Source organism: Brevibacillus sp. MS2.2 (assembly GCF_013284345.1).
Classification (GTDB): Bacteria; Bacillota; Bacilli; order Brevibacillales; family Brevibacillaceae; genus Brevibacillus; species Brevibacillus brevis_C.
Genome location: NZ_JABSUZ010000032.1, coordinates 49,876 through 71,201, shown reverse-complemented (window position 1 = coordinate 71,201; position 21,326 = coordinate 49,876). Strand labels below are relative to the sequence as shown.

19 protein-coding genes are annotated in these 21,326 nt (G+C 48.0%); 2 read left to right on the top strand and 17 right to left on the bottom strand.

The window, feature by feature from the left end; genetic code table 11:
• Positions 1-524: 524 nt before the first annotated feature.
• The 12 genes from HP568_RS23410 to HP568_RS23355 form a co-directional block, all read right to left on the bottom strand.
• Complete coding sequence (locus HP568_RS23410) at positions 525-983, bottom strand: hypothetical protein (protein ID WP_173630372.1); 459 nt, start codon at positions 981-983, stop codon at positions 525-527.
• Positions 984-1,031: 48 nt separating this feature from the next.
• The gene (locus HP568_RS23405) at positions 1,032-2,414 is read right to left on the bottom strand and encodes a ribonuclease H-like domain-containing protein (RefSeq protein WP_173630371.1); all 1,383 of its coding nucleotides are present in this window, start codon (positions 2,412-2,414) and stop codon (positions 1,032-1,034) included.
• Positions 2,404-4,686 carry a DEAD/DEAH box helicase gene (locus tag HP568_RS23400; protein ID WP_056495675.1) on the bottom strand — a complete coding sequence of 761 codons (2,283 nt, stop codon included), beginning with the start codon at positions 4,684-4,686 and terminating at the stop codon, positions 2,404-2,406. The genes HP568_RS23405 and HP568_RS23400 overlap by 11 nt, the downstream gene beginning before the upstream one ends.
• A 250-nt stretch (positions 4,687-4,936) precedes the next feature.
• On the bottom strand, positions 4,937-5,920 hold the full coding sequence (locus HP568_RS23395) for an NAD(P)-dependent oxidoreductase (RefSeq protein WP_173630370.1): 984 nt from the start codon (positions 5,918-5,920) through the stop codon (positions 4,937-4,939).
• Complete coding sequence (locus HP568_RS23390; protein WP_173630369.1) at positions 5,905-6,837, bottom strand: sugar phosphate isomerase/epimerase family protein; 933 nt, start codon at positions 6,835-6,837, stop codon at positions 5,905-5,907. The genes HP568_RS23395 and HP568_RS23390 overlap by 16 nt, the downstream gene beginning before the upstream one ends.
• The gene (locus HP568_RS23385; protein ID WP_173630368.1) at positions 6,834-7,568 is read right to left on the bottom strand and encodes an HAD hydrolase-like protein; all 735 of its coding nucleotides are present in this window, start codon (positions 7,566-7,568) and stop codon (positions 6,834-6,836) included. The genes HP568_RS23390 and HP568_RS23385 overlap by 4 nt, the downstream gene beginning before the upstream one ends.
• Positions 7,569-7,595: 27 nt before the next feature.
• A complete protein-coding gene (locus tag HP568_RS23380; RefSeq protein ID WP_173630367.1) occupies positions 7,596-8,921 on the bottom strand; it encodes an ABC transporter substrate-binding protein in 1,326 nt (441 codons plus the stop codon).
• A 32-nt stretch (positions 8,922-8,953) separates the two neighbouring features.
• A complete protein-coding gene (locus HP568_RS23375) occupies positions 8,954-9,781 on the bottom strand; it encodes a carbohydrate ABC transporter permease (RefSeq protein ID WP_048034771.1) in 828 nt (275 codons plus the stop codon).
• Positions 9,782-9,791: 10 nt separating this feature from the next.
• Positions 9,792-10,679: a carbohydrate ABC transporter permease gene (locus HP568_RS23370; RefSeq protein WP_048034772.1), complete on the bottom strand. Its 888-nt coding sequence runs from the start codon at positions 10,677-10,679 to the stop codon at positions 9,792-9,794.
• Positions 10,680-11,834 carry an alkaline phosphatase family protein gene (locus HP568_RS23365; protein ID WP_173630366.1) on the bottom strand — a complete coding sequence of 385 codons (1,155 nt, stop codon included), beginning with the start codon at positions 11,832-11,834 and terminating at the stop codon, positions 10,680-10,682.
• Entirely contained in the window at positions 11,831-12,919 is a 1,089-nt protein-coding gene (locus HP568_RS23360; protein WP_048034774.1) for an ABC transporter ATP-binding protein, read from the bottom strand. The genes HP568_RS23365 and HP568_RS23360 overlap by 4 nt, the downstream gene beginning before the upstream one ends.
• Positions 12,920-13,212: 293 nt before the next feature.
• Positions 13,213-13,800, bottom strand: coding sequence for a TetR/AcrR family transcriptional regulator (locus tag HP568_RS23355; protein ID WP_048034775.1), 588 nt, complete (start codon positions 13,798-13,800; stop codon positions 13,213-13,215).
• Between the two features lie 155 nt (positions 13,801-13,955).
• On the opposite strand from HP568_RS23355, the gene HP568_RS23350 reads away from it, so the two are divergent.
• The gene (locus HP568_RS23350) at positions 13,956-14,519 is read left to right on the top strand and encodes a YEATS domain-containing protein (protein WP_048034776.1); all 564 of its coding nucleotides are present in this window, start codon (positions 13,956-13,958) and stop codon (positions 14,517-14,519) included.
• Positions 14,520-14,528: 9 nt separating this feature from the next.
• On the opposite strand, the gene HP568_RS23345 is transcribed toward HP568_RS23350, so the two are convergent.
• Entirely contained in the window at positions 14,529-15,287 is a 759-nt protein-coding gene (locus HP568_RS23345) for a DUF4241 domain-containing protein (protein ID WP_173630365.1), read from the bottom strand.
• A 180-nt stretch (positions 15,288-15,467) separates the two neighbouring features.
• On the opposite strand from HP568_RS23345, the gene HP568_RS23340 reads away from it, so the two are divergent.
• Positions 15,468-16,646, top strand: coding sequence for an oxalate decarboxylase family bicupin (locus tag HP568_RS23340; RefSeq protein WP_173630364.1), 1,179 nt, complete (start codon positions 15,468-15,470; stop codon positions 16,644-16,646).
• Positions 16,647-16,685: 39 nt separating this feature from the next.
• On the opposite strand, the gene HP568_RS23335 is transcribed toward HP568_RS23340, so the two are convergent.
• The 4 genes from HP568_RS23335 to HP568_RS23320 form a co-directional block, all read right to left on the bottom strand.
• Positions 16,686-17,759, bottom strand: a complete 1,074-nt coding sequence (locus HP568_RS23335) for a glycerophosphodiester phosphodiesterase (protein WP_048034779.1) — start codon at positions 17,757-17,759, stop codon at positions 16,686-16,688.
• Positions 17,760-17,937: 178 nt separating this feature from the next.
• Entirely contained in the window at positions 17,938-19,167 is a 1,230-nt protein-coding gene (locus HP568_RS23330; protein WP_048034780.1) for an MFS transporter, read from the bottom strand.
• Positions 19,168-19,232: 65 nt separating this feature from the next.
• Positions 19,233-19,832 carry a TetR/AcrR family transcriptional regulator gene (locus HP568_RS23325; protein WP_173630363.1) on the bottom strand — a complete coding sequence of 200 codons (600 nt, stop codon included), beginning with the start codon at positions 19,830-19,832 and terminating at the stop codon, positions 19,233-19,235.
• 256 nt (positions 19,833-20,088) lie between these two features.
• Positions 20,089-21,294 carry a chromate transporter gene (locus tag HP568_RS23320; protein WP_173630362.1) on the bottom strand — a complete coding sequence of 402 codons (1,206 nt, stop codon included), beginning with the start codon at positions 21,292-21,294 and terminating at the stop codon, positions 20,089-20,091.
• Between the last annotated feature and the right edge of the window lie 32 nt (positions 21,295-21,326).

The following is a 21,326-nucleotide window of genomic DNA, read 5'->3' as shown; positions in this document are numbered from 1 at the left end:
TCACTAGCACTAAAATCGCTAGATTCACAATATACCATGTACATTATTAAAAATCAACAGGTAATATTTGAAGTGTTTCATTTTGTTCCGCTCTTTTTGAAAGGCGGATTACTAATATAACATGCGTTGTTTACTTTATCAAATGAAATAACTGGAAATAGGGTTTGAGTGCGTGTAGAGGATACGGAAAAATAAATAATCACAACAGATATTCGCAACTATCCGTTGTGATTGTGTAACTTTCCTCAGCTTCGCTGGTACAACCCGTTTTCGTTAATAGACGCACTTGGACCCCGGTCCCCAATAGTCGTAATCATATTCGTTTGGGTGCTTGATCAGGTGCTTAGAACGTTCGAGCCAGTTTTTCAGTTGCTCTGATTTTGCAGTTTTGGCCAATGATTTACTAACGTGGATAGCCTGACTATGTCTTCCGTTTTTCCTGACCGGACGATATCCCCAGTAAAAACGTAGAGACTGCTAAGAAAAAAGGAATGTGCGTGCATTTTTCATCCTCCCTTGTTACATCAGGGGGCTGATTTCAATTTTAGCCTGATTTGTTCTTGATGCTCTCCCCGTTCGTCTGTCCATTTTATATTCATTTTCAAATCTGCGAAGTAGTATTCGAGCTGTTCTTTCGGCGTATCTTTTCCGGGAAAATCAGGTGAGAGGAGATTAGGGTACTCCTGAAAAAGCAGTAGCTGCTGCTTTTTGTTGATCTCTTCCAGATCAATTGGATTGAGGTTGCTAGCCCTACTCCCGTTGACTAAATCGGCTTCGGCATAAAGCTTCGTTACTTGATTCTCTACTTTCTTCGTCAAATAAAAGGGGTAGGCAACCTTTGTGTGTTCACTTTCAATCGGTCTAATCTCCATGACCACGATCCAATTGTCGCTCTCCCCCGTAAACGTATGCACCCAGTCGTCATTCGCAGAGCAACCGCCAAGAAGCAGAGATACCATCAGAAACAAGACAATGCGCCTCATCCCAATCCCCCTCAGATGATTCGGTCTTCAGACTTCTTCGATCCCTCATCACTCTTGCTCATCCGCCCACTCCAAAAATCCGGACAACAGACTCTCTTCTTCCGCTTCATTCCCGCGAAGCTTTGCTTCCAACCGATCTATCCGCTTGTGATATGCCTCAGCATCTGCCTTGGCCCTGTTTCGCAACAGACTCCCTCGCTTCTTCCACTGCTCATACGCTTGCTTCGTATAGTGCAAAGCCTTCCCCCAATCCTTCAACTGGTGCTCGTACAGCTTGGCAGCCTCAATATACACCTCTTCCGGGACATATCCGGTGGACTGGATGCACGACTCCCAAACGGTTAGGGCTTGGTGCCAATCTTTTTGCTTTTTATACAGATGACCGATGGCGAGCTTGGCCCGGTTACTCCACGCATGCTCACTGTCTGCGACGAGACGATAGCCTGCCATAGCGGCTTCCTGATCCCCAAGCGCGTCGTACCATCTGGCAATTTCGTAGCTTTCCTCGAGAGATACCGTTATACTTCCGTGCCCTACCAATAGCCGTGTTATGTGAATGTACATCGTGATCAGAGACAGGACGTCCGTCTCGTTATGCCGCAGCACGCCTTCGATGACATCAGGGTCTTGGTCATGCAAAAAGTCGAAATACCGCACCGGTGCCAAATAGCCGGGCAAATCATCCTCGCGAAAAACATCCAGCTTTTCCTGCTCGATGATACCCAATCGGCATGATTCCAGCTCCGCCTTCCACAGTCTCCTCGCCCCGTGCAAAAGGTCAAAATGACCAAAGGTAGGCAGAGCAGGCACTTGATCGCGCACCAGCGTATGCCTCGTCCGCACCTGCGGCCAGTCAAAGGACTTTCCATTAAAGGTCACCAGATGCGAGGACTTCTGTGCTTGCTCCAAAAACGATTGGTACAAGGTCACCTCTGCATGCGGGCCCGGGAGAAAATGCTGGCGCACCACGACATGCTCCCCCTCGAAACGACTGTACCCCAAAAGAAAAATCGCATTGCCTGCCCCGCCTGACAGCCCTGTCGTCTCCGTATCGAAAAACAGCAAGTCTTCTGGCTTCCTGCCCGCAGCGGACAGCGGATGCTCTCGACCAGCCGCTTCCCACATACGAATCGCCTCATACAACTCGGAAAAGGCGTAAGCGCCATGCTGCTGATCGATCGGATAGCGAACCTCGCGAATCATGACGTACTCGTCATCCCAGATGTAGGGCGATGCCTGCATTTGCTTCCACTTGTCGGCAAAAGGTATCTGTAGCTCGGCGCTACTATCCGCTGGTAAATCCGCCCTTGACTCTTCCTCCGGCTCTTTCTGGTGAATGGGCGTTTCCGGTTTGACTGCTGGCGCTACCGCTTTGTCCGTTTCCAGCGAGAGATGTCCCTTCATCCGTTGCAGCTTGGATTTAAGAGACATAAGTACTTCCCCCTTGAGCGATTCGCAGCAAGGTCATGGCAAGCCCTTTGCTGCCGTCATCTGTCGCTCCCACACAAGACGGACAGCCTGACTCACATGGGCAAGAGACAATCATCCGCTCTGCCTGCGTCAAAATCGTCTCCATTTCCTTATACACCTGCTCGCTCAAGCCGATGCCTCCCGGATAACGGTCGTACAGAAAAATCGTCGGCTCTTGCGAATGAACGGCCTTTCGTTGCGGTATCACGTGCAGGTCCATCGGGTCGCACATGACAAACAGCGGAGCTACGTGCTGCAACACATGCGCCAAACCAACCAAGCCACGTTCCACATCCTCTGTCCCAATTTCGCCGAGCAGTGCTTCAGAAAAACCAATCCACGCCGCATTTGTATGCAGCTCTTCTTCTGGCAAATGAATCGGTCCCGAGCCGATGTTTTCATGCGTTTCGAACTTGATTTTCTTAAAGATCGTCGCCATCGCATTCACAGCCACTTCACCATAAGCCAACGTGCTCTGTGCATGACGACGGGACTGATCCTGCTCCAATACTTTGAGCGAGACGGCCAAGTTGGCGTCCGTGTAATAATCGACCTGCACTTCCCGGACATACGCCTTCTTTTCCTCGTAGTCCAGCTTTTCCACCTGGAATTGCGTCCCTTGATGCAGGTAGATCGCCTCGTCATGCAAGAGCGTCATGGAGCTGAAACGGTCCATTTCCCCGATGACACGCTCATTTCCCCGCTCACTAATGTCGATGATCACGACATTTTCCTGCGAAGCTGACCGCAGACTGATGTTGTGGGCCGGGAATGAATCGTTCATCCAGAACCACTTGCCCCGCGAGTAATGAAGCACCTGCTCCTCGGTCAAGAACTCCAGAATTTCCACGATTTCCGCACGTCCGAAGGTATCTCCCTCACGAAACGGCAGCTCGTATGCCGCACATTTGAGATGATCCACCAAAATGATCAGGTTATCGGGATTGATCCGCGCTGTCTCAGGACTGCGGTCGAAAAAGTACTCCGGATTGGCGATCACATACTGATCCAACGGCGTGGAGCTGCCGACCATGACGACGACGGATTCCCCCTGCCGCCTTCCCGCCCGACCTGCCTGCTGCCATGTGCTTGCGACCGAGCCCGGATAGCCAGTAATGACACACGCCTGAAGCTGCCCGATATCTACTCCGAGCTCCAGCGCATTGGTGCTGACCACCCCCATAATGTCGCCATTACGCAAGCCGCGTTCGATCTCTCTGCGCTGGCTCGGCAAATAGCCTCCGCGATACCCTTGGATCGTTTTCGGTCCAAGCTTGCGGCGAATCAGCTCCTGTAAGTAGGTCAGCAAAATCTCTACACGTACACGACTTCTCGCAAACAGAATTGTCTGTATGCCATTGATCAAAAACTGCTCAGTAATGTCCCGCGCCTCCAATGTGGCACTGCGTCTAATATTGAGCTGCTTGTTGACCACAGGCGGATTGTAGAAAAGGAAATGCTTGATGCCAGACGGAGCACCATTGTTGTTGACCAGCTCTACCTCTTCTTCTGTCAGGGCTTCCGCCAATTGCTTTGGATTGGCGATGGTAGCCGATGTGCAAATAAATTGCGGGTGGCTCCCATAAAAGGCGCAAATGCGCTTCAACCGCCGAATGACATTGGCGACATGACTGCCAAAAACGCCACGATATGTATGTAGCTCGTCAATCACGATGTATTTGAGATGCTCGAAAAAGGACACCCACTTAGTGTGATGGGGCAAAATGGCGGAGTGCAGCATGTCTGGGTTGGTGATGACGATATTTCCTGCTTTGCGTACCATCTGCCGGATATTTGCAGGCGTATCACCATCGTATGTTTCGGATTTGATCGAAAGGCCCATTTCCGTAATCAGCTCGTGCAGCTCCGCCTTTTGATCCTGCGCCAAGGCCTTGGTTGGAAACAAGTAAAGAGCCCGAGCCTGCGTGTCTTCCGATAACGTCTGGAGGATCGGCAAATGATAGCACATGCTTTTGCCTGAAGCCGTTGGCGTAACCGCGACGATGTGTTTGCCTTCGCGCACATGGCGAAAAGACGTTTCTTGATGCGTGTATAAGGAAGGAATGCCTCTATTCGTCAGGGCATCTCGAATTCGTCCGTCCAGTTCATCTGGGAATGGAACGGACTTTGCTTCACGAGCAGGAATGACCTTCCAATGCGCAATGTTATCGCGAAATCGTTCCTCTGTTTTTATGTGATCCAATATGGCTGCGATATTTTTTTTCACATTCATCTTCGTCACCTTCTTGCTACCATTTTACGAATGGACGTTCGGTATGTAAACATGAATAATGATCCATACTTTGAACTCAAGTTGTGGACGAGCTAAAGCGGATAGCTTTTTCAACATCTATAATATTAATTGGAGGTGATTACCCATCGCATTCAGCGTAAAGCGAATTACAGTGCAAAATTCCAAGATTCGGGAGCATGAAAACGAACCGGGACCAGTCTCTGATGGCTGACTGATCCCGGCTTTTTGTTTAGGAAAGCTGATTTAAATGACTATGCGGCGTTTGATTTCGTTGGATTCGCTGTATGTTTTCCACAAAAAATTGGTATCTTTTCTCGTGGAATTTGGTTCCGTCAGGCATGCCTGCTGTATGCGGCGTCAGCACGACATTTTTCAAAGCACGCAGTTCACTGTCCACGCTGAGAGGCTCCACTGTGAACACATCAAGGCACGCTCCGCCAATCACATTGTTTTTCAGTGCTTCGATCAAGTCCTCTTCACAAATGATCGGCCCTCTCGCTGTATTGACAAGAAGTGCATCGTTTTTCATTTTAGCTAAAAACTGCTTGTCCACTAAATGTCTTGTGGATTCGTTCAGAAAAATGTTCAGGGTGATCACGTCAGACTTGGCAATTAGCGTGTCCAGATCAACCATTGCGGCATCATCGCTCTGTCTGTTTGGGTTAGTGTCGTACGCCAGTACCTTCATCCGGAAGGCTTTTGCCAGCTCCGCTACGCGAGAGCCAATGGCGCCAAAGCCGATGGTACCGATGGTTTTTCCTGCGAGCTCGCCACCGACGTAGATGAGCTTGGTCTCATCCTCCCGATTTTTCATCGATTGATCGAGAAAGGAGATGTTTTTGTAATACCCCAGAATCAGCGCCATAATATGCTCGGCTACTGCGTTTGCATTCACGCCAGCCGCGTTGCTCACCCAAATGTTTTTCCTCGTGCATGCCTCAATATCCACGTTGTCAAAGCCCGCACCCGTCTGGACAAACTTCAAGTTGTGCGCTTTGTTCAGCAAATCTTCGTTTACTTGGATATGCTCGGGAATCAATACATTTGCTTCACTGATAAATAACTCGATCTGCTCGGGCTCCACGATCTGTATGCGCCAATCCTGCGGAAACGCTTGTGTCACGCGTTGCTTGGAGTAATCGGTAAAATATCCTGTAATCAATACATTCACTTCTGCCACAGCCCCAGTCTTTTCGTTTATGCATTGGCCCATGCTTCGTAAAAAGCGCGTTTTACATTGGCGATTACCAGCATTGGCGATTCATTTTCAAAGCGCCCCACCTCAAAGGTCATGACTGGCTTTCTGGTCGGTTTTGGGCTCTTGAAAAAATGAATGTCATTGAGCGTCGTGATGAACGTCGTCAGTTCGTTCATGCCAACCTCCGAATCCTTGACGTGAAACGGAAGGTGCTTATCCCCGAAATAGCTGGCTTGTCTGTCTTTCAAGTAACAGTTTCCGAGATGAATGTGTGTCAAATAATCTTTGGCCAGCCACAAGGATTTGTGCGGGTCTTCACCCATAATCGGCAGATGGCTTTGATCCAGCAAGAGGCCAAAATTGTCGTACTCGCTGCGGATCACGTTTGCTACATGCACCGCCTCATGAGTAGGTCCGAGCAAATAGTTGCGGTCGACATGCCGATCCCCGATCTCCAAGGAAATGCACAGCTCGTACGTATCGGCTTTTTCTTTTGCGTACTTGCACAGCTCCATGCCCGAAGCAATAAACGCCTGGATGTTTTTCGGCTTGTTTTCCTCGCCTTCGAATTTGCCCGTCACGATATGCATGATTTTCGCGTTCATTTCATAGCAGTGGTCGATCAGCATTTTGCCTGATTGGATAGACTTGTTGCGAACGGCCGGGTCCAAGGAGCTGAGATCAATCTGCAATTCTCTGGCTGCATCCCCGCCGTTGAAAATAACCTCGACTCCGCTGTACGCCATATACTTTGCCGCTTGTTCCCTTGTCTCTTTGTCCGCGATATAGGAGACTTCTACCGCTGTAAAGAATGGGTCTTCCAGGATCGCAAGGAGACTCGGAAGCATTTGTTCTGGTCTGCTTTGTGAAAAAGGAAACAGCTTAGGCAAGACTATACCGATACTCGCCATCTTCTCCACTGGGTAGATCATACGATTTTCCCGGACAGAATCAGCTCTGGCAACTCTTTTACGGTGTCGAGCACATGCGTATGATAGTACTTGCCCCATACCTCGATTGGCGTCGAGCCTTGCATCACGCCAATGACCGCTTTGCAGCCTGCGTTGTAGCCTTCCAGCATATCTGCTGGTGTATCGCCGAGCTTGATGACTTGTCTGACGTTTTGGACGTTCAAATATTCCATCGCCTTGAAAATCATGAACGGTGCCGGGCGTCCTTTGCCTTCTGGTACCATATCCAGGTCTACTGCGTAATCGATCAAGCCATCCTTCACCCAACCGAGCGACTCCATGATGACGCTGTTGATCTCTTTGTGGAACCCTGTCCCAGTCGCTACCTTGATGCCATTCTCTTGGCACCATTTCAGCGTTTCGGTTGCGCCTTCGATTTCTCGGCAATTTTCCTGATAGAACGCAATCATGTATTCGGTGTATCGCTCATACAGCTTAACCGCTTCCTCATGCGTCGAGCTGTCGATATCGATTTCAAAGTTTTTGAAGTCGATGATGTTTCCTTTTGTTCTCGCAATCAAATATTGATAGAGATGAATCTTGTTCGTTCCCATGTGCGTGCTGATTTCATCTGGTGTCACGTTTAATCCGTATTCCACAGCCGCTTTATGCAGACAATCTCTCACTGCGTTATCGTCCTCTACCAACGTTCCTGCCAGATCAAATACAGCCAATGCGATACCGTTTTTCATTTTTCCATCTCTCCTGTTCGCTATGTTTTATTGATTCAGTGCTTTGTCGAGTTCTTTTTGTGCCTTTTCCTTCGCCACTTTGAGCGCTTCTGCGGCAGGAATGTTTTCGATCAGCACCTTGTCTTTCGCCAACTCAATTTCTGCATAAATTTTGCCGCCTGTCGGGTCTACAAAAGGAGCAATTCCATTCGTTTTCGCCTGTTCCAAAGGTACCGAGAAGTACGGATTTTCTTTCAATTTGTTCTGGTATATTTCTGTGTTCACGGCGCTGTCCCGAATGGGAATGTAGCCTGTTTGTACGGCCCAGTACGCTGTTTTTTCTGCTTCCGAGAAGTACTTCACGAATTCCCACGCGCCCTCTTGCTGTTCTTTGGAGGATGCTTTGAACAGGTTGAACATGACCGAAATGGCTACAGGTCTAGGTGGTTGTCCATTGAAGCCTTTTTGCATACCGGTTGCTACCTTGGTGAAATCCAGATCGCCCCCGTCACCGGAAGAGCCTGTGTAACCTGCGGATTTTCCGTTCATCACGTTGTCGATGGTTTTGTACCACCATTCCCAGCCATTGCCGCCATAGACGGTATCCATGATTTTGTCCTCATGAATGTACTTGCGAATGCTGTCCCACGCATACACCCATTCCTTCGAGTCGATCGTGACAGTCTTGCCGTCTTCGCTCACGATATCGCCGCCAGCAGAACGGGCGTAGTCGATCATATGCTCCGTGTACCACATGATGGACCAGCCGTTGATTCCTTCTTTTTCTTTGATGAGCTTGGCTGCATCCGCCAATTGCTCGAAGCTCGTGAGTGCATTGTAGTCAATCTTGTATTTGTCAAAAATATCTTTGCGGTAGTACATCATTTGTGTGCTGACATAGGCAGGAACACCCAGTATTGCATCGTTGTACTTTCCTTGCTCTAGCAGCAGAACATCGTCCTTTTTATACTCCGGCTGATTAATCTGCTCATCCAACGGCAGCAATGCCTCGCTTTTCGCCAGCTTCATAAATTCCGGATACGCATTGATCGCCAGGGCCGGGGGCTTGCCTGCTGCCAGCGATGCCTGGAGTGCCTGCAACGTCTCGCTGTAGTCACCTTGGACAATCGGAACGACCTCGTATTTTTCGTTGCTGCTGTTAAAGTCCTGCACGATTTTTTGCATCGTCTCCCCGAGCTTGCCGCCGAGACCGTAGTAGAACTCCAGCTTGATTTTCTCGTTCGGGCTGGATGCTGCATTTGTGTTGCTGTCAGATGCGGCGTTGTTCGAACAACCAACGGCTCCGGTAAAAATAAGCGCAGAACTCAGGATGGAAAGAATGACGCCCTTGGTGTTTCGCTTCCGATTTTTCACAATGACTCCTCCCAGTACATAGCGGTCTTGGTCTATTTGTTGACATACAGATTAGCCATGGAATGAATAATTCTTTTGCTGGCAATTGCGAGCAGGATCAGCATAGGCGCCAGTGAAATCGCACACGCTGCCATCGCCAGTGGGAAGTCCATCCCGTAGCCCGCCTGACTCATAAACAACCGCCGCAAACCAATCGTGACGAACATGTTTTCCTCCGACTTGATCAAGAGCGAGGGCCACATATAGTTGTTGTAGCTGTAAATAAACGTGATCAACACCAGCGAAGCAATCGCGTTTTTGCAATACGGGATATACACGGTGAAAATGAGTCGTAGATGCCCCGCCCCATCCAGCTTGGCAGCATGCACCACATCCTTTGGCACCTGCGCAAACGATTGCCGCAGGAAAAAGATCGCAAAGATGCTGATGAGCTCGCTGAGAATATAACCGAAGTGCGTATCCAGCAAATTCGCTTTGGACAGCAAAATAAAGGATGGAATATACGTTACTGCTGATGGAAGCATGTACGTCGCCAAAATAAGCACGAAACAGTACCGAACCCATCTTTTCTGCGCCGTCGCGAAGACATACGCCGCAAAAATCGCGGTGAAAATTTGAAAAACAATGATGATCAGGCTGACAGAAATGCTGTTCCACAAATAAAGCAGCATCTTCGTTTCCGTGAATACGCGGATGTAATTCTCAAAATGAAAGGTAGAAGGCAGCAGGCTCCCGCTGTACACCTCGCTTTTGGACTTGATCGAAATCAAGAACATCCAGAGAAACGGAAACACCATCAGTACGCTTAACAAAATGAACATTGCATAATTTATGCCTGTTTTTAATTTTGCCAAGGACACAGCTCCCACCTCATTTGGTAAACAGTAGTTTGGACAAGAAGAAATTCAATGCGCTGATCAAGAGACACATACCTAAGAAAATCATCGCCAACGCTGAAGCTGGTCCCGTCTCAAAATATTCAAAAGCGAGCACGTAGAAGTAGTACAAGATGGTCGAAGTCGCACCTGAAGGCCCGCCTTGCGTCAAAATGTAAATCTGATCATAGGCTTTGAGAGAATTCAGCGTAAAAAAGACGAACAGAAAAACAAGAATCGGTGAGATCGCAGGCAAGGTGATTCTGAATAATTTTCGTAATCCTCTCCCTCCATCCAAAACATTCGCTTTCTCTACTTCCGGGTCCAATTTCGCGAGAGCAGAGGAAAGCAGCAAGATTCCCAGCCCCATGTACTGCCAGATGGTGACGATCATGACGACAATCATCGCTGTCGTTTGTCCACCCAGCCACTTCACTGGCTCCATACCGAAACCTTTCAGGACATAATTGACAATCCCCGAATCGGCATCGAATATGCTGACCCATACCATGGACACGACCACAGTTGGCGTGATCCACGATGAAAAGGCACTCGCCACAAAGAAATGGCGAAACTTCTGTATTTTGTTTAACCGGATCGCCACGAACAGCCCGAACAGGATCGGCGGAACGACTGTAAAAAAGGTAAACACCAAGGTGTTCAGCAGCACCTTCCCGAAGAAAGCATCGCTCATCAAGTTTTGGTAGTTTTCCAGCCCAACGTAGTCATAATCAGGTGAAATATAGTTCCAGTCGGTAAAACTGATCTGGAACGTTTTGATCATGGGGTAGATCCAAAAAATAACTAACGGAATCAGTGTCGGCAAAAGTAACCCAAGCGACCACGCGTTATCCTTGATCGTTTTGCTGATTGGTCTGCCCATTTACTCGTACTCCTTGAAGATGTCTTTGATCGGTTGCCCATCACATGGATGAGCAATTTGGAACAACTGCGCCAGTGTGGGGGCAATGTTTTCGATGTTTGTTTCTTCAATCACTTTGCTTTTCGTAAAGGCATCCCCAAAGCACAAGAGAAATCCATTCATCTCATCGACATTGGCGGGATGATACCCGTGCAGGCTTTTCATCTCCTTGTATTTCGGTTGTTCGGGAAACGCAATATCTTCACCGCATACCGTATGCTTCAAATCGAGGATGCCGAAGGGCCTGCACGTTGAAGGAGTGTCCTCTGCCACCTCATAAAATTGGTTCACTTCTGGCATCTGTTCAAAAAACGCCATGATTTCTTTGTTTTGCTGATGGTCTAACGAGCTATAAAACAACAACGCCCCGCTGCCGTCCCCGACGAATTTAATTTGTTTGTTTCGAAAATGCTGCTTCCACTGGCTTTTGGCCAAAATCTCATTCGGGTAAAAAAACGAGTGAATATCGCTTTGCCCATGATCTGAGAAAATGATCAGGTTGAATGGTTTTTGTGTCTTTTTCAACGTTTGCTCAATTTGATCGAGATACGTAAGCAGTTCCTTTAGGCACCGCATTGCCTCCGTCGAGTCTTTCCCATATTGGTGAGACAGCGCATCATAACCGACGAACCTTGCCGCGATAAAATCATAGGTTTCCGTTTTGATCGCCCGCATCGTTTCACGCCGTGCGACATCGTCGATTTCCTCAACTGAAACCTTTGACTTTAGCTTTTTTTTGCTGCCCGATTCCGTAATCAAATGGTGTATATACGGATTTCCGGACGTCATGGGCCAATGAATGCAGCAGCTCGTTCCTGCCTGTCTCGCCAACGAATGAAAAATCGTCTGCTTATGAAGTGCTTCGTTGCAAAGAATCTCGTGGTCGCCATACAACGCCACTCTTTCCAGCATTTCCGGACGAGCTACGATATTATCAAAGACACCATGCTTACCCGGCTGGCTCCCGGTCATCGCTGCCGCATGTGCGGTAAATGTAACCGAGGGAAACGTCGTGATCAGTTTTTTACAAAAGGAGTAATCATTTTCTATCCAGTGCCGCGCGTAAGGTTCAAAGCTTTGATAACTGATGCCGTCTAACGAGATGAGTACATTCATGGGCGGCACCTCAGGTTCTTTTGCGTGTGCTTGTCAAATACATGGACATGAGCGGAATTAATCCCTACGTTCACCTTTTGACCCTTTGCATACGTCTGGGTAAAGCTTTTTTTCACGATGAAATTGCTCCCGTTATACTTCAAATGGATCAGCACATCCGTTCCGATAATTTCCGTGAACAGTACCTCCATGGCGAGTGCCTCGTCGCTGTTTTCGGTGAGAAAGCAATGCTCTGGTCTGACTCCCGCGACAATCTCAGGAGCTTGTTCCATCACGTCGAGCGGGAGATTGGTTTCCAGCAGCACCCCGTCTACCTCCACATAGACCCCGCTATCTCGCTGAATCAGACTCGCTTCCATATAATTAATGGGCGGTGAGCTGATGAAATTGGCAACGAACATATCCACTGGGCAATCGATGATTTCCATCGGCGTTCCGATTTGTCGGAACTTCCCTTCTGCCATAATCGCGATTCGATCCCCTAAGGTAACCGCCTCCACCTGATCATGCGTCACGTAAATGAACGTCGAATCCAGGCGCTCATGCAGCTTTTTGATCTCCATTCTCATTTCATTTCGCAGCTTGGCATCCAGATTGGACAAAGGCTCGTCCATCAAAAAGACCTTTGGCTCCTTTACGATCGCTCGCCCGATGGCTACCCTCTGTTTTTGCCCACCAGACAATTGACTGGGGAACCGTTTCAACAAATGATCAATTTGCAAAATATCCGCTGCTGCCTTGATGCGCTTTTCTCGCTCTGCTTTTTTGATCTTTTTTATTTTCAGGCCGTATGCCATGTTTTCGTATACGGTCATATGTGGATAAAGGGCATAGTTTTGAAAAACCATCGCAACTCCTCGATCCTTTGGCTCCACTTCATTGACGCAAACATCACCAATGTACACATCGCCTTGGGTGATCTCTTCAATCCCGGCAATCATTCTGAGCAGTGTAGATTTTCCACATCCGGACGGTCCCAATAACACCAGGAACTCTTTGTCTTTGATTTCCAGACTGATATCGTCCAGGGTGTATTTATCGTTGGTATATTGCTTGGACAATGACTTCAGCATAATACTCGACATGTTGAAAACCCCTTCATCATTCAATCTTTATTGGACAATTGTTATTTTTTCTTATACACACCAACAAACTCATTTTTGTTCAAAAATGTTTGTACACTCATCGTAATCCAGCATTGTTAACTGCGTATCAAAGCGCATTGTGGTCTTTGTAAACCAGCGCACACGACGAAAAAAAGCAATCAGATCAACCTTTCCTTGATCCGATTGCTTTTCTTTATGAGAGTATTTGTATGTGTTTCTTATCTTGTATAAAGAATGGACCCTCTTTTTCGTAAAAGAAGTGTAAATGTCCGTTAATGAAACAAGGATGCAAGATGATGCTCCAACACTTTCGTAATCCGTTCCCCATCGACACGCTGCGGTTCGAGATAGGCATGCAGCGCCAGTCCATCGATGACGGCATAGAGCTTCTCTGCTTCCATCTCATTGTCGATCTCTTTGCGTAATAGATTCAGTTGATCAGCAGAGTCCAACAGCTTGCGGACACCGGCATAGATCCCGTCGTGCTGTGCATCAAAGCCTTCTTTCTTGTGCCGGAAGTACACCGTAAAAGCAAACCACACTTCCATTTCGACCATCTTTTCTTGATTCGTAGGAAGAAGCTCCAGAAAGATTTTGGTGATTTTCTCTTTTGGCGCCCATTCTTCATTCGCGTGGATTTCAGCAATTCGAGCGATCGCCCTCTCTTTTACGAGCTGCATGGCATACATCAGCAGTTCATCCTGTGTTGCGAAGTAATGTCGCAAAGCACCTAATGAAAGTCCTGCTTCTTTTGCTATGCCCCTTACCGTTGCTCCCTCCATTCCTTGCTCGACAATGACACGCCACGTTGCTTCTGCTATTTGTTCTCTTCTTTTCTCATGATCGATTATTTTTGGCATAGTTGTATTTTAACAAGATTTTCAAGGGACAAGCAACTTTAACAATACAGTTGTATTACTTTAAGTTTGATGATAAGATTCCTTTTGTTAGTACGGTTGTATTACAAAAACTTCTCATACAGGAGAAGAAACTTCCGAAAAGGGGACCTATACTAGTGAATTTTGTTGCATGGATGATTGTCGCATGCGAAATCGCATTTTGGGTGGTCATTGTACTTGGCCTTTTCACAAGGTATGTGCTCAAACAAAAAAAGGCCGGGCTTTTTCTTCTCGCCCTGACGCCTGTTGTTGATGTAGTTTTGCTCGTCGTTACGAGCGTGGACTTGTATCGTGGAGCTACCGCTACGATTCCTCATGCGCTGGCTGCCGTTTATATCGGGGTATCGCTTGCGTTTGGGAAAAGCATGATTCAATGGGCGGATGAAAAATTTCAGCAATACGTCACCAAGCAAGGTACGCCTAAGCCCAAGTTATATGGCATGGAGTATGCCAAGCATTACGCCAAAAGCTGGTTTAGACATCTCTACTCCTATGTAATCGGGGCGGCTCTCTTAGCGGGGACCATCTACTTTATCGATGATGCGGAGCGAACTGCTTCATTATGGCATATTCTCCGGCTATGGACCGTTGTTCTGGGGATTGATCTGTTGTTTACAGCCAGCTATTTTCTCTTTCCAAAGAAAGATAAGCGAGGCACCTCTTCCAAAAATAATTGGTGATAGGCTTTCCTACCAGCTTTCGTCTTCGCCGTCATCCTCACCAAAAGCAAGTTCAATGTGAATAAACTGAATGACCAACTGGCATATTTGGTCGTTTTCATCCAACCCAAAATAGACAGGATAGGCTCCGTCTCCAAATCCCGTCTGAATCATCGGAATCGATAAATCGGTGCCTGGTATCGTCCAGTTTATATAGTCTCCAGCGCTTCTTTGGTATTGGGGATGGTCTTTGTAGCTTTGTGCAAAAACACCAGCAAAATAATCATCATAAATATTGCCCTCTGGATTGTCTTTTTTCCAGCTATCATAAAAATCCAGATAAGCATCCCTCGTTTTGACATCTACCACAGTAGCAAGGCCCGCATCCACATTAAAGCCAAAATATTCACCTTCCCCAAGATTTTCGAGATCCTCGTTTCCAATGAGGGCTTCCGTAAATTTTTGGGGAGTTTTATCTGTAAACTCTACCTTAGCAGCTGCATACCGGTAATGGTCTTCTTCAACGGTTACCACACAAACGGTTAATGGGAAGGTTCCTGTAGGGACTTTTCGAAAATACGGGGCACTACTTCTCTCCAGATACACAAGCGGATCACGAACGATGATATCTCCAGTGGGAATCGTGATTTCTCCCAAAGAAAGTAAGTTGATTGGTTTCCCACTGATCTCCGTTGATGTGAAATAGGTGTGTAAATCAACAAGGGGCTCTAACATCGGTTTTTTTTGTTCATAGCGTGCTAGCCATTGCTCGTTTGGAATCTTCGTCATCTTTATACCCATCCTACTATTGTTAATTTGTCAATCACTCCTGAAATTATACAAAATCACCCATAAAAACGATAGTACGGCTTGAATGTTTGCATAACGGGCAAGCCGATGCATAGGCATGATTAGTGGATGAAGTACGACAATACCTATGCCTGTCCAAGGATAAAGGAGGTTGCCCAAATGAATCCGCCAGACAAGGGGAATCAAATTCCCCAGCCGATGAGGAGAGACGGGACCGGATGGGTCGATCTCGGCCCACGGAACGTCATGCGTGATCGGCAAAATCCGAATATGCTAGCTCCTCCCGTCACAGATGCGGGCTTGCTGCCCAATCTGAAGTTTTCCTTTTCAGATGCCTTCATGACGTTAAATCATGGCGGTTGGTCCCGGGAAGTCACCATTCGCGAGCTGCCAATCGCCACTACACTTGCGGGTGTAAACATGAGCCTGACGCCAGGCGGGGTTCGCGAGCTACACTGGCATCAGCAGGCGGAATGGGCTTACATGCTGCTCGGACGTGCACGAATTACGTCCGTTGACCAACGCGGACGCAATTTTATCGCGGATATCGGAAAAGGCGATCTGTGGTATTTCCCTCCCGGCATCCCCCACTCGATTCAGGGACTTGAGGATGGCTGTGAGTTTTTACTCGTTTTCGACGATGGGCATTTTTCTGATCTGAATACGCTATCGATCTCCGATTGGTTTGCTCATACGCCAACAGATGTGCTTTCCGCAAATTTTGGTGTGCCTGAACCAGCCTTTGCCGACATTCCTGGCAAGCAGGTGTACATTTATCAGGACGAGGTTCCGGGTTCTATCGAAGCAGATGAAGTGGAATCTCCGTACGGAACCGTCCCCCTCCCTTTTTCCCATCGTTTACTCGCCCAACGTCCCCTCATTACACCTGGAGGAAGTGTGCGCATCGTCGATTCCCGCAACTTTCCGATCTCCAAAACAATAGCGGCAGCACTCGTAGAGCTACATCCCGGTGCCATGAGAGAGCTGCATTGGCATCCCAATAACGATGAGTGGCAATATTACATTTCAGGCCAAGCGCGGATGACCGTTTTTACCGGAAACGGAAACGCCCGAACCTTTGACTACCAGGCAGGTGATGTCGGTTACGTTCCTTTTGCAACAGGGCATTATATCCAGAATACCGGGACGGAAACGGTGTGGTTTTTTGAGATGTTCAAGAGCGACCGCTTTGTCGATGTTTCGCTGAATCAATGGATGGCCCTCACCCCGCATGAACTCGTCGCTTCCAACTTGTGTGTAGGTCCTGAATTACTAGATGCCTTGCGCAAGGATAAATGGCCTGTTGTCAAATATCCTGGAAATGGCTATGTCCCCTGAATGCCAGAAAAGACCAGCCCTCATGGACTGGTCTTCTTATTACTTCTCTTTTTTGGGAGTCTTGTAGCTCTTCGGTTGGTTCAACCCACGCTGCTCCATGACCTCACGCAGACGGTCCGGGTAATCCGTAATGATCCCGTCTACGCCATCGTCGATCAGCTTGTTCATCGTAGGTGCGTCATTGATCGTCCACGGAATCACCTTCATCCCGACCTTGTGTGCGTCCTCTACCATTTTCTTCGTGACATAGGGCACGTAATTCTCGTCGGTGACTTTGCCGTTTTGTGGAGAGCCATGCACAGGGGAAATGGCGTCTGCACCGAACGAGTGGGCGGCCGCCACGAGGTCTCCTCCAAAGTCGTCAATGTCGATTCCACCCAACCACGGTGAAGCTCCCGGTTGACCTGGCTGCAAGAATTGCGCACCGTTCGTCAGTGCCACAATCGGCAAGCGCGGTTCAACCTCTTTCATGCGCATAAGCGCCCCCCAGTCAAAGCTTTGGATCGATACCCGATCAAGCATACCGGCATCGCGGACTTCGCGAGCGACAATCTGTACGAAATCTTCGCGTGGAGCAGTTTGCTCCGGTGCTCCCGCCTCTACCTTCGTCTCGATATTCATCCATACATGATTGGCCTTGTAGTCCTTGACGAGGTCAAATACATCGCTTAACAGCGGCATCCTGGCGCCTGGGCTTGGACGCTGCCCGGGGTATTGCGGCAATGTCTGTGTGCCACAGTCCAGCGTGCGAACTTGGTCGAGAGTCAGGTCCTTTATATACTTGCCAACGTACGGATACTCAGGATCGCCAGCGAAAAGTGGGCTTGTATCTCGGCACTTGGCACCCGAAATTTTGCGGTCATGCGTAATAACTGCCTGCTTGTCCTCCGTGATTTGCACGTCGAGCTCAAGCGTGCTCACACCTAATTCAAGGGCGTGGGAGAACGACGCCAATGTGGATTCTACTGTGAGTCCAAGTCCGCCGCGATGAGCTTGCAGATCAAACTCTTTTGGAGAGGTTTTTGACCAGTGCGGATTCCCGGCGGCAGAGGCGACTGATGCTACACACATCATAAGGGCGGCAGTTGCTACCATCACTTTTTTCTTCATCATTTGCTTCACTCCTTACAGTATGTATTACCGTTCCCACTATAAATGAATGATGTAAATTTCCCTTTCGATCTCCATTAAGGAATCATGAAAGATTTATTTACCCGAAAAATGGAACAGCGGCGAACTAAGACCTGAACACAGAATCTTAGACTCGCCGCTGCTTTATTTAGCTATCGTATCATCCCTGAATGGACGCTTGACTGGAAGCCGCATTGGCATCCTTCAGGTTGCGGTTTTTCACTCCTAATGATAAGACGAAACAGATAAGCAAAATCAGACACGCTAGCGCATACGGATAGTTGATATCGATATCGAATAAAAATCCAGCTACGATAGGACCTGCAATATTGCCAAGGCTGGTAAAGGCGGAGTTGAGACCAGCAACATAACCCTGTTGATCCTTCGCAAGCATCGACATTTGGGTACTGATGGCCGGACGCAAAATATCGATCGCCAGAAATACGATAAAGGTAACAGCAAAAATCATCCAAAATCCGTGAACAAAAAGCGTCAGGACAATAAACAAACCAGCAAAGAGCAGACAGACAGAAATGACCCTTTTCTCGCCAAAGCGATTCATGATCCAGCTAAAAGCAGTAAGCTGAACCACTGCGCCTGCTATTGACCCGAATGTAATGATAAACGCGATATCTTTCGGCTCAAATCCAAACTTATGGTCAACAAACAATGAAAAGACCGTTTCAAAATTAGCCAGTCCGAAAGACATGACGAACACAATGATCAAACTGAAAAAATAAGGCTCTCGATAGGAGTACAGTAACTGGGAAAGAAGACTACTTCGTTGTTTTTCACTAGAATGAGAGTCCGATAATGCTTCTTCCGTAGGTTTCGATTCCTTGAGGATGAACAACGTGATGCATGCAGCAATCAGTCCCGCAATTCCTGCGGTATAAAAAGGTGCGCGAATACCAAATTCAGCAATGTATCCTCCAATGCCTGGACCGATAATAAAACCAGTCGTAATGGCTGCCGTAATATACCCCATCCCGGCCGCTCGTTCTTCATTCGTTGTAATATCTGCTGAGTAAGCCATTACCGCCGGCATAATCAGTGCGGCGCTGATGCCGCCTAGCAACCTAGAAACAAACAGCAGGACGGGAGAATTCGCTATACCGAACAGCCCTTCTGAGATAGCAAATACGACCAAGCCGATCACAATGATCTTTTTTCTTCCGAACGAATCAGCCCATCGCCCAGCAATGGGGGAAAAAAGAAGCTGTGTCAGCGAAAAGGCCGCCACTAGCAAGCCGATAGTCCCCCCGGTAATTCCCAAACTCTCCATGTACTTTGGCATAATCGGTATAACAAGCCCGATCCCCGTAAAGACAAGGAAAATATTGAACATCAGAATCAATAGGGCTCCCTGATTTTTTAATAGTAAAGCCATTTCCTGTTCCTCCAATCCATTACCAAAACACTGAATATCCATTCTAGATAATCGCGTAAAAAAAGCTAGCGGGACGGTTTGACAATGCCAAATAAAAATACATCCATCGCTAACCGAAAAGTTGCCAAGGCTTCCTCTCGTTCCATTCGTCGCGAGTGTTGATTTAAACCAAACATCAGGCTGTCCAAGATAATGGCGACTCCGGTAACATTCGTCATTTCAAATTCGCCGTTATCGATCCCCTTCTGGAGCAACTGTTGATTAAAGTCAATATAACCTTGGATCATTTCGTTGATACGCTCCTCCACATCCGAAGGCTTCTCCGACATGTCGAAAAATTCATCAGCAGCCTTGGTCAGCGGATGGTTCATAAAATCGGTCGCAAAATGTTCAGCCATTCCATACAATTTATCGATCGAGGTCGTGTAGAGCTGTTCCTTGGCCAGCCACTGCTCTTCCCATTCCCTGTTCCAAGCTTCAATCAGATGTAAGAACAGCCCTTCCTTGCTCTTGAAATGATAATAAATGTTACCGCCGCTGTATCCAGTAGCTTTCACGATATCTTCTATGGATGTGGCCTTGTAACCTTTTTGCATAAATAAAATTCTGGACGCATCCGCTATCTTCTTCTTGGTCTGCTCCGTTTGCTGCTTTTTTTTATTCAACGATTCTTCACCAACTTCTCATCTTATAATACTGAACTTTCATTCAGTATTATAAGCGTTACCTACATAGTTGGCAAACCTTCTTTGGTTTGAGTCAACATAGTGAAGGAGAAGAAAAAGCACAGTTCTCTTCGACTCTGACACGCCAGCAGGGGGATTCACTGGCCGGGTCCCCTTTTTGAAGTGGAGACTGGGCAGGCGTTGTCAAGGTCTACGAGCCCTGTGCCAGCTTTATTGGTTCGTGAGACCTGTCAGTCTAAGAAAGCAATAGACCGTACAAAGCCCCTGCAACCACAACCAGCCATGGCGGCAGCTTCCAGTGCTCCAGCATGATAAACAAAATAGCCGCTACCGCAAAATCCAGCGGAGCAAGAATGGTACTCGTCCAAATCGGATCGTACAGGGCTGCCAGTAAAATACCGACGACTGCTGCATTCACACCTACCAGCATTCCTTGGATTTTGGAATTTCTCCTCAAGGAATTCCAAAACGGCAATGCGCCGATGACAAGTAAAAAGGCCGGTAGAAAAATCGCAATCGTAGCTACTACTGCACCGACTCCTCCTGCAATCATCGCTCCTAGATAAGCGGCAAATGTAAACAATGGCCCCGGTACTGCTTGTGTAGCCCCGTATCCCGTCAGAAAAGCCTCTTGCGTTACCCAGCCTGTCGGGATTACCTCCCTCTCCAGCAAAGGCAATACAACATGTCCGCCGCCAAAAACAAGTGAGCCCGCACGGTAAAAGCTCTCAAACAGCGCTAGCAAGGAAAAGCCAGTGCTCTCTCGGAGGATCGGCAGCACAAGCAAAAGTCCGAAGAAAACGCTCCAGCACGCAATGGCTAGTCCACGACTGATCGGCACACGAAATTCAGGGAGCTCCGAAACTTTTTGCTGCCGGAAGATAAGCAATCCTGCGATTCCTGCCAGAATCATGACTGTGACCTGACTCCATGCAGAATGCCACAACAGCGTGATGGTAGCCGCGATGATCGCAATCGTCACCCGCGTTCGATCCGGGGCAAGCTTTTGTCCCATTCCCCATACGGCATGAGCAACAATCGCGACAGCTACTAATTTTAGACCGTGAATCCAAGAAGCACTGCCACTATCCACTCCTTGTAAAGTGAACGCAAATATCAGGAGCGCCAATACCGAAGGCAGAGTGAAGCCGATCCATGCAGCAACGCCTCCCCACAATCCGGCTCGCATGATTCCGATTCCGATCCCTACCTGGCTGCTTGCGGGACCAGGGAGGAACTGACAAAGCGCGACTAAGTCTGCGTAGCTTTGCTCATCCATCCATTTTCTTCGTCGAATGTATTCGTTGTGAAAATAACCGAGATGTGCGATGGGACCGCCGAATGAGGTCAATCCCAGCTTGGTCGAAACGAGAAAAACTTCACGCACAGCTTCCCAGCTACTTATTTGGTGCCCGGTTTCTTCTTGAAGATTATTCTTCACTTAGCTGTACACCTCTCCGCTTTCCGCTTCAT

Excerpts from the sequence above, each read along its gene's own strand:
- HP568_RS23410 (WP_173630372.1), bottom strand. The coding sequence starts at position 983 with ATGAGGCGCATTGTCTTGTTTCTGATGGTATCTCTGCTTCTTGGCGGT.
- HP568_RS23405 (WP_173630371.1), bottom strand. The coding sequence starts at position 2,414 with ATGTCTCTTAAATCCAAGCTGCAACGGATGAAGGGACATCTCTCGCTG.
- HP568_RS23400 (WP_056495675.1), bottom strand. The coding sequence starts at position 4,686 with ATGAATGTGAAAAAAAATATCGCAGCCATATTGGATCACATAAAAACA.
- HP568_RS23395 (WP_173630370.1), bottom strand. The coding sequence starts at position 5,920 with ATGGGCCAATGCATAAACGAAAAGACTGGGGCTGTGGCAGAAGTGAAT.
- HP568_RS23390 (WP_173630369.1), bottom strand. The coding sequence starts at position 6,837 with ATGATCTACCCAGTGGAGAAGATGGCGAGTATCGGTATAGTCTTGCCT.
- HP568_RS23385 (WP_173630368.1), bottom strand. The coding sequence starts at position 7,568 with ATGAAAAACGGTATCGCATTGGCTGTATTTGATCTGGCAGGAACGTTG.
- HP568_RS23370 (WP_048034772.1), bottom strand. The coding sequence starts at position 10,679 with ATGGGCAGACCAATCAGCAAAACGATCAAGGATAACGCGTGGTCGCTT.
- HP568_RS23365 (WP_173630366.1), bottom strand. The coding sequence starts at position 11,834 with ATGAATGTACTCATCTCGTTAGACGGCATCAGTTATCAAAGCTTTGAA.
- HP568_RS23360 (WP_048034774.1), bottom strand. The coding sequence starts at position 12,919 with ATGTCGAGTATTATGCTGAAGTCATTGTCCAAGCAATATACCAACGAT.
- HP568_RS23355 (WP_048034775.1), bottom strand. The coding sequence starts at position 13,800 with ATGCCAAAAATAATCGATCATGAGAAAAGAAGAGAACAAATAGCAGAA.
- HP568_RS23345 (WP_173630365.1), bottom strand. The coding sequence starts at position 15,287 with ATGACGAAGATTCCAAACGAGCAATGGCTAGCACGCTATGAACAAAAA.
- HP568_RS23340 (WP_173630364.1), top strand. The coding sequence starts at position 15,468 with ATGAATCCGCCAGACAAGGGGAATCAAATTCCCCAGCCGATGAGGAGA.
- HP568_RS23335 (WP_048034779.1), bottom strand. The coding sequence starts at position 17,759 with ATGATGAAGAAAAAAGTGATGGTAGCAACTGCCGCCCTTATGATGTGT.
- HP568_RS23330 (WP_048034780.1), bottom strand. The coding sequence starts at position 19,167 with ATGGCTTTACTATTAAAAAATCAGGGAGCCCTATTGATTCTGATGTTC.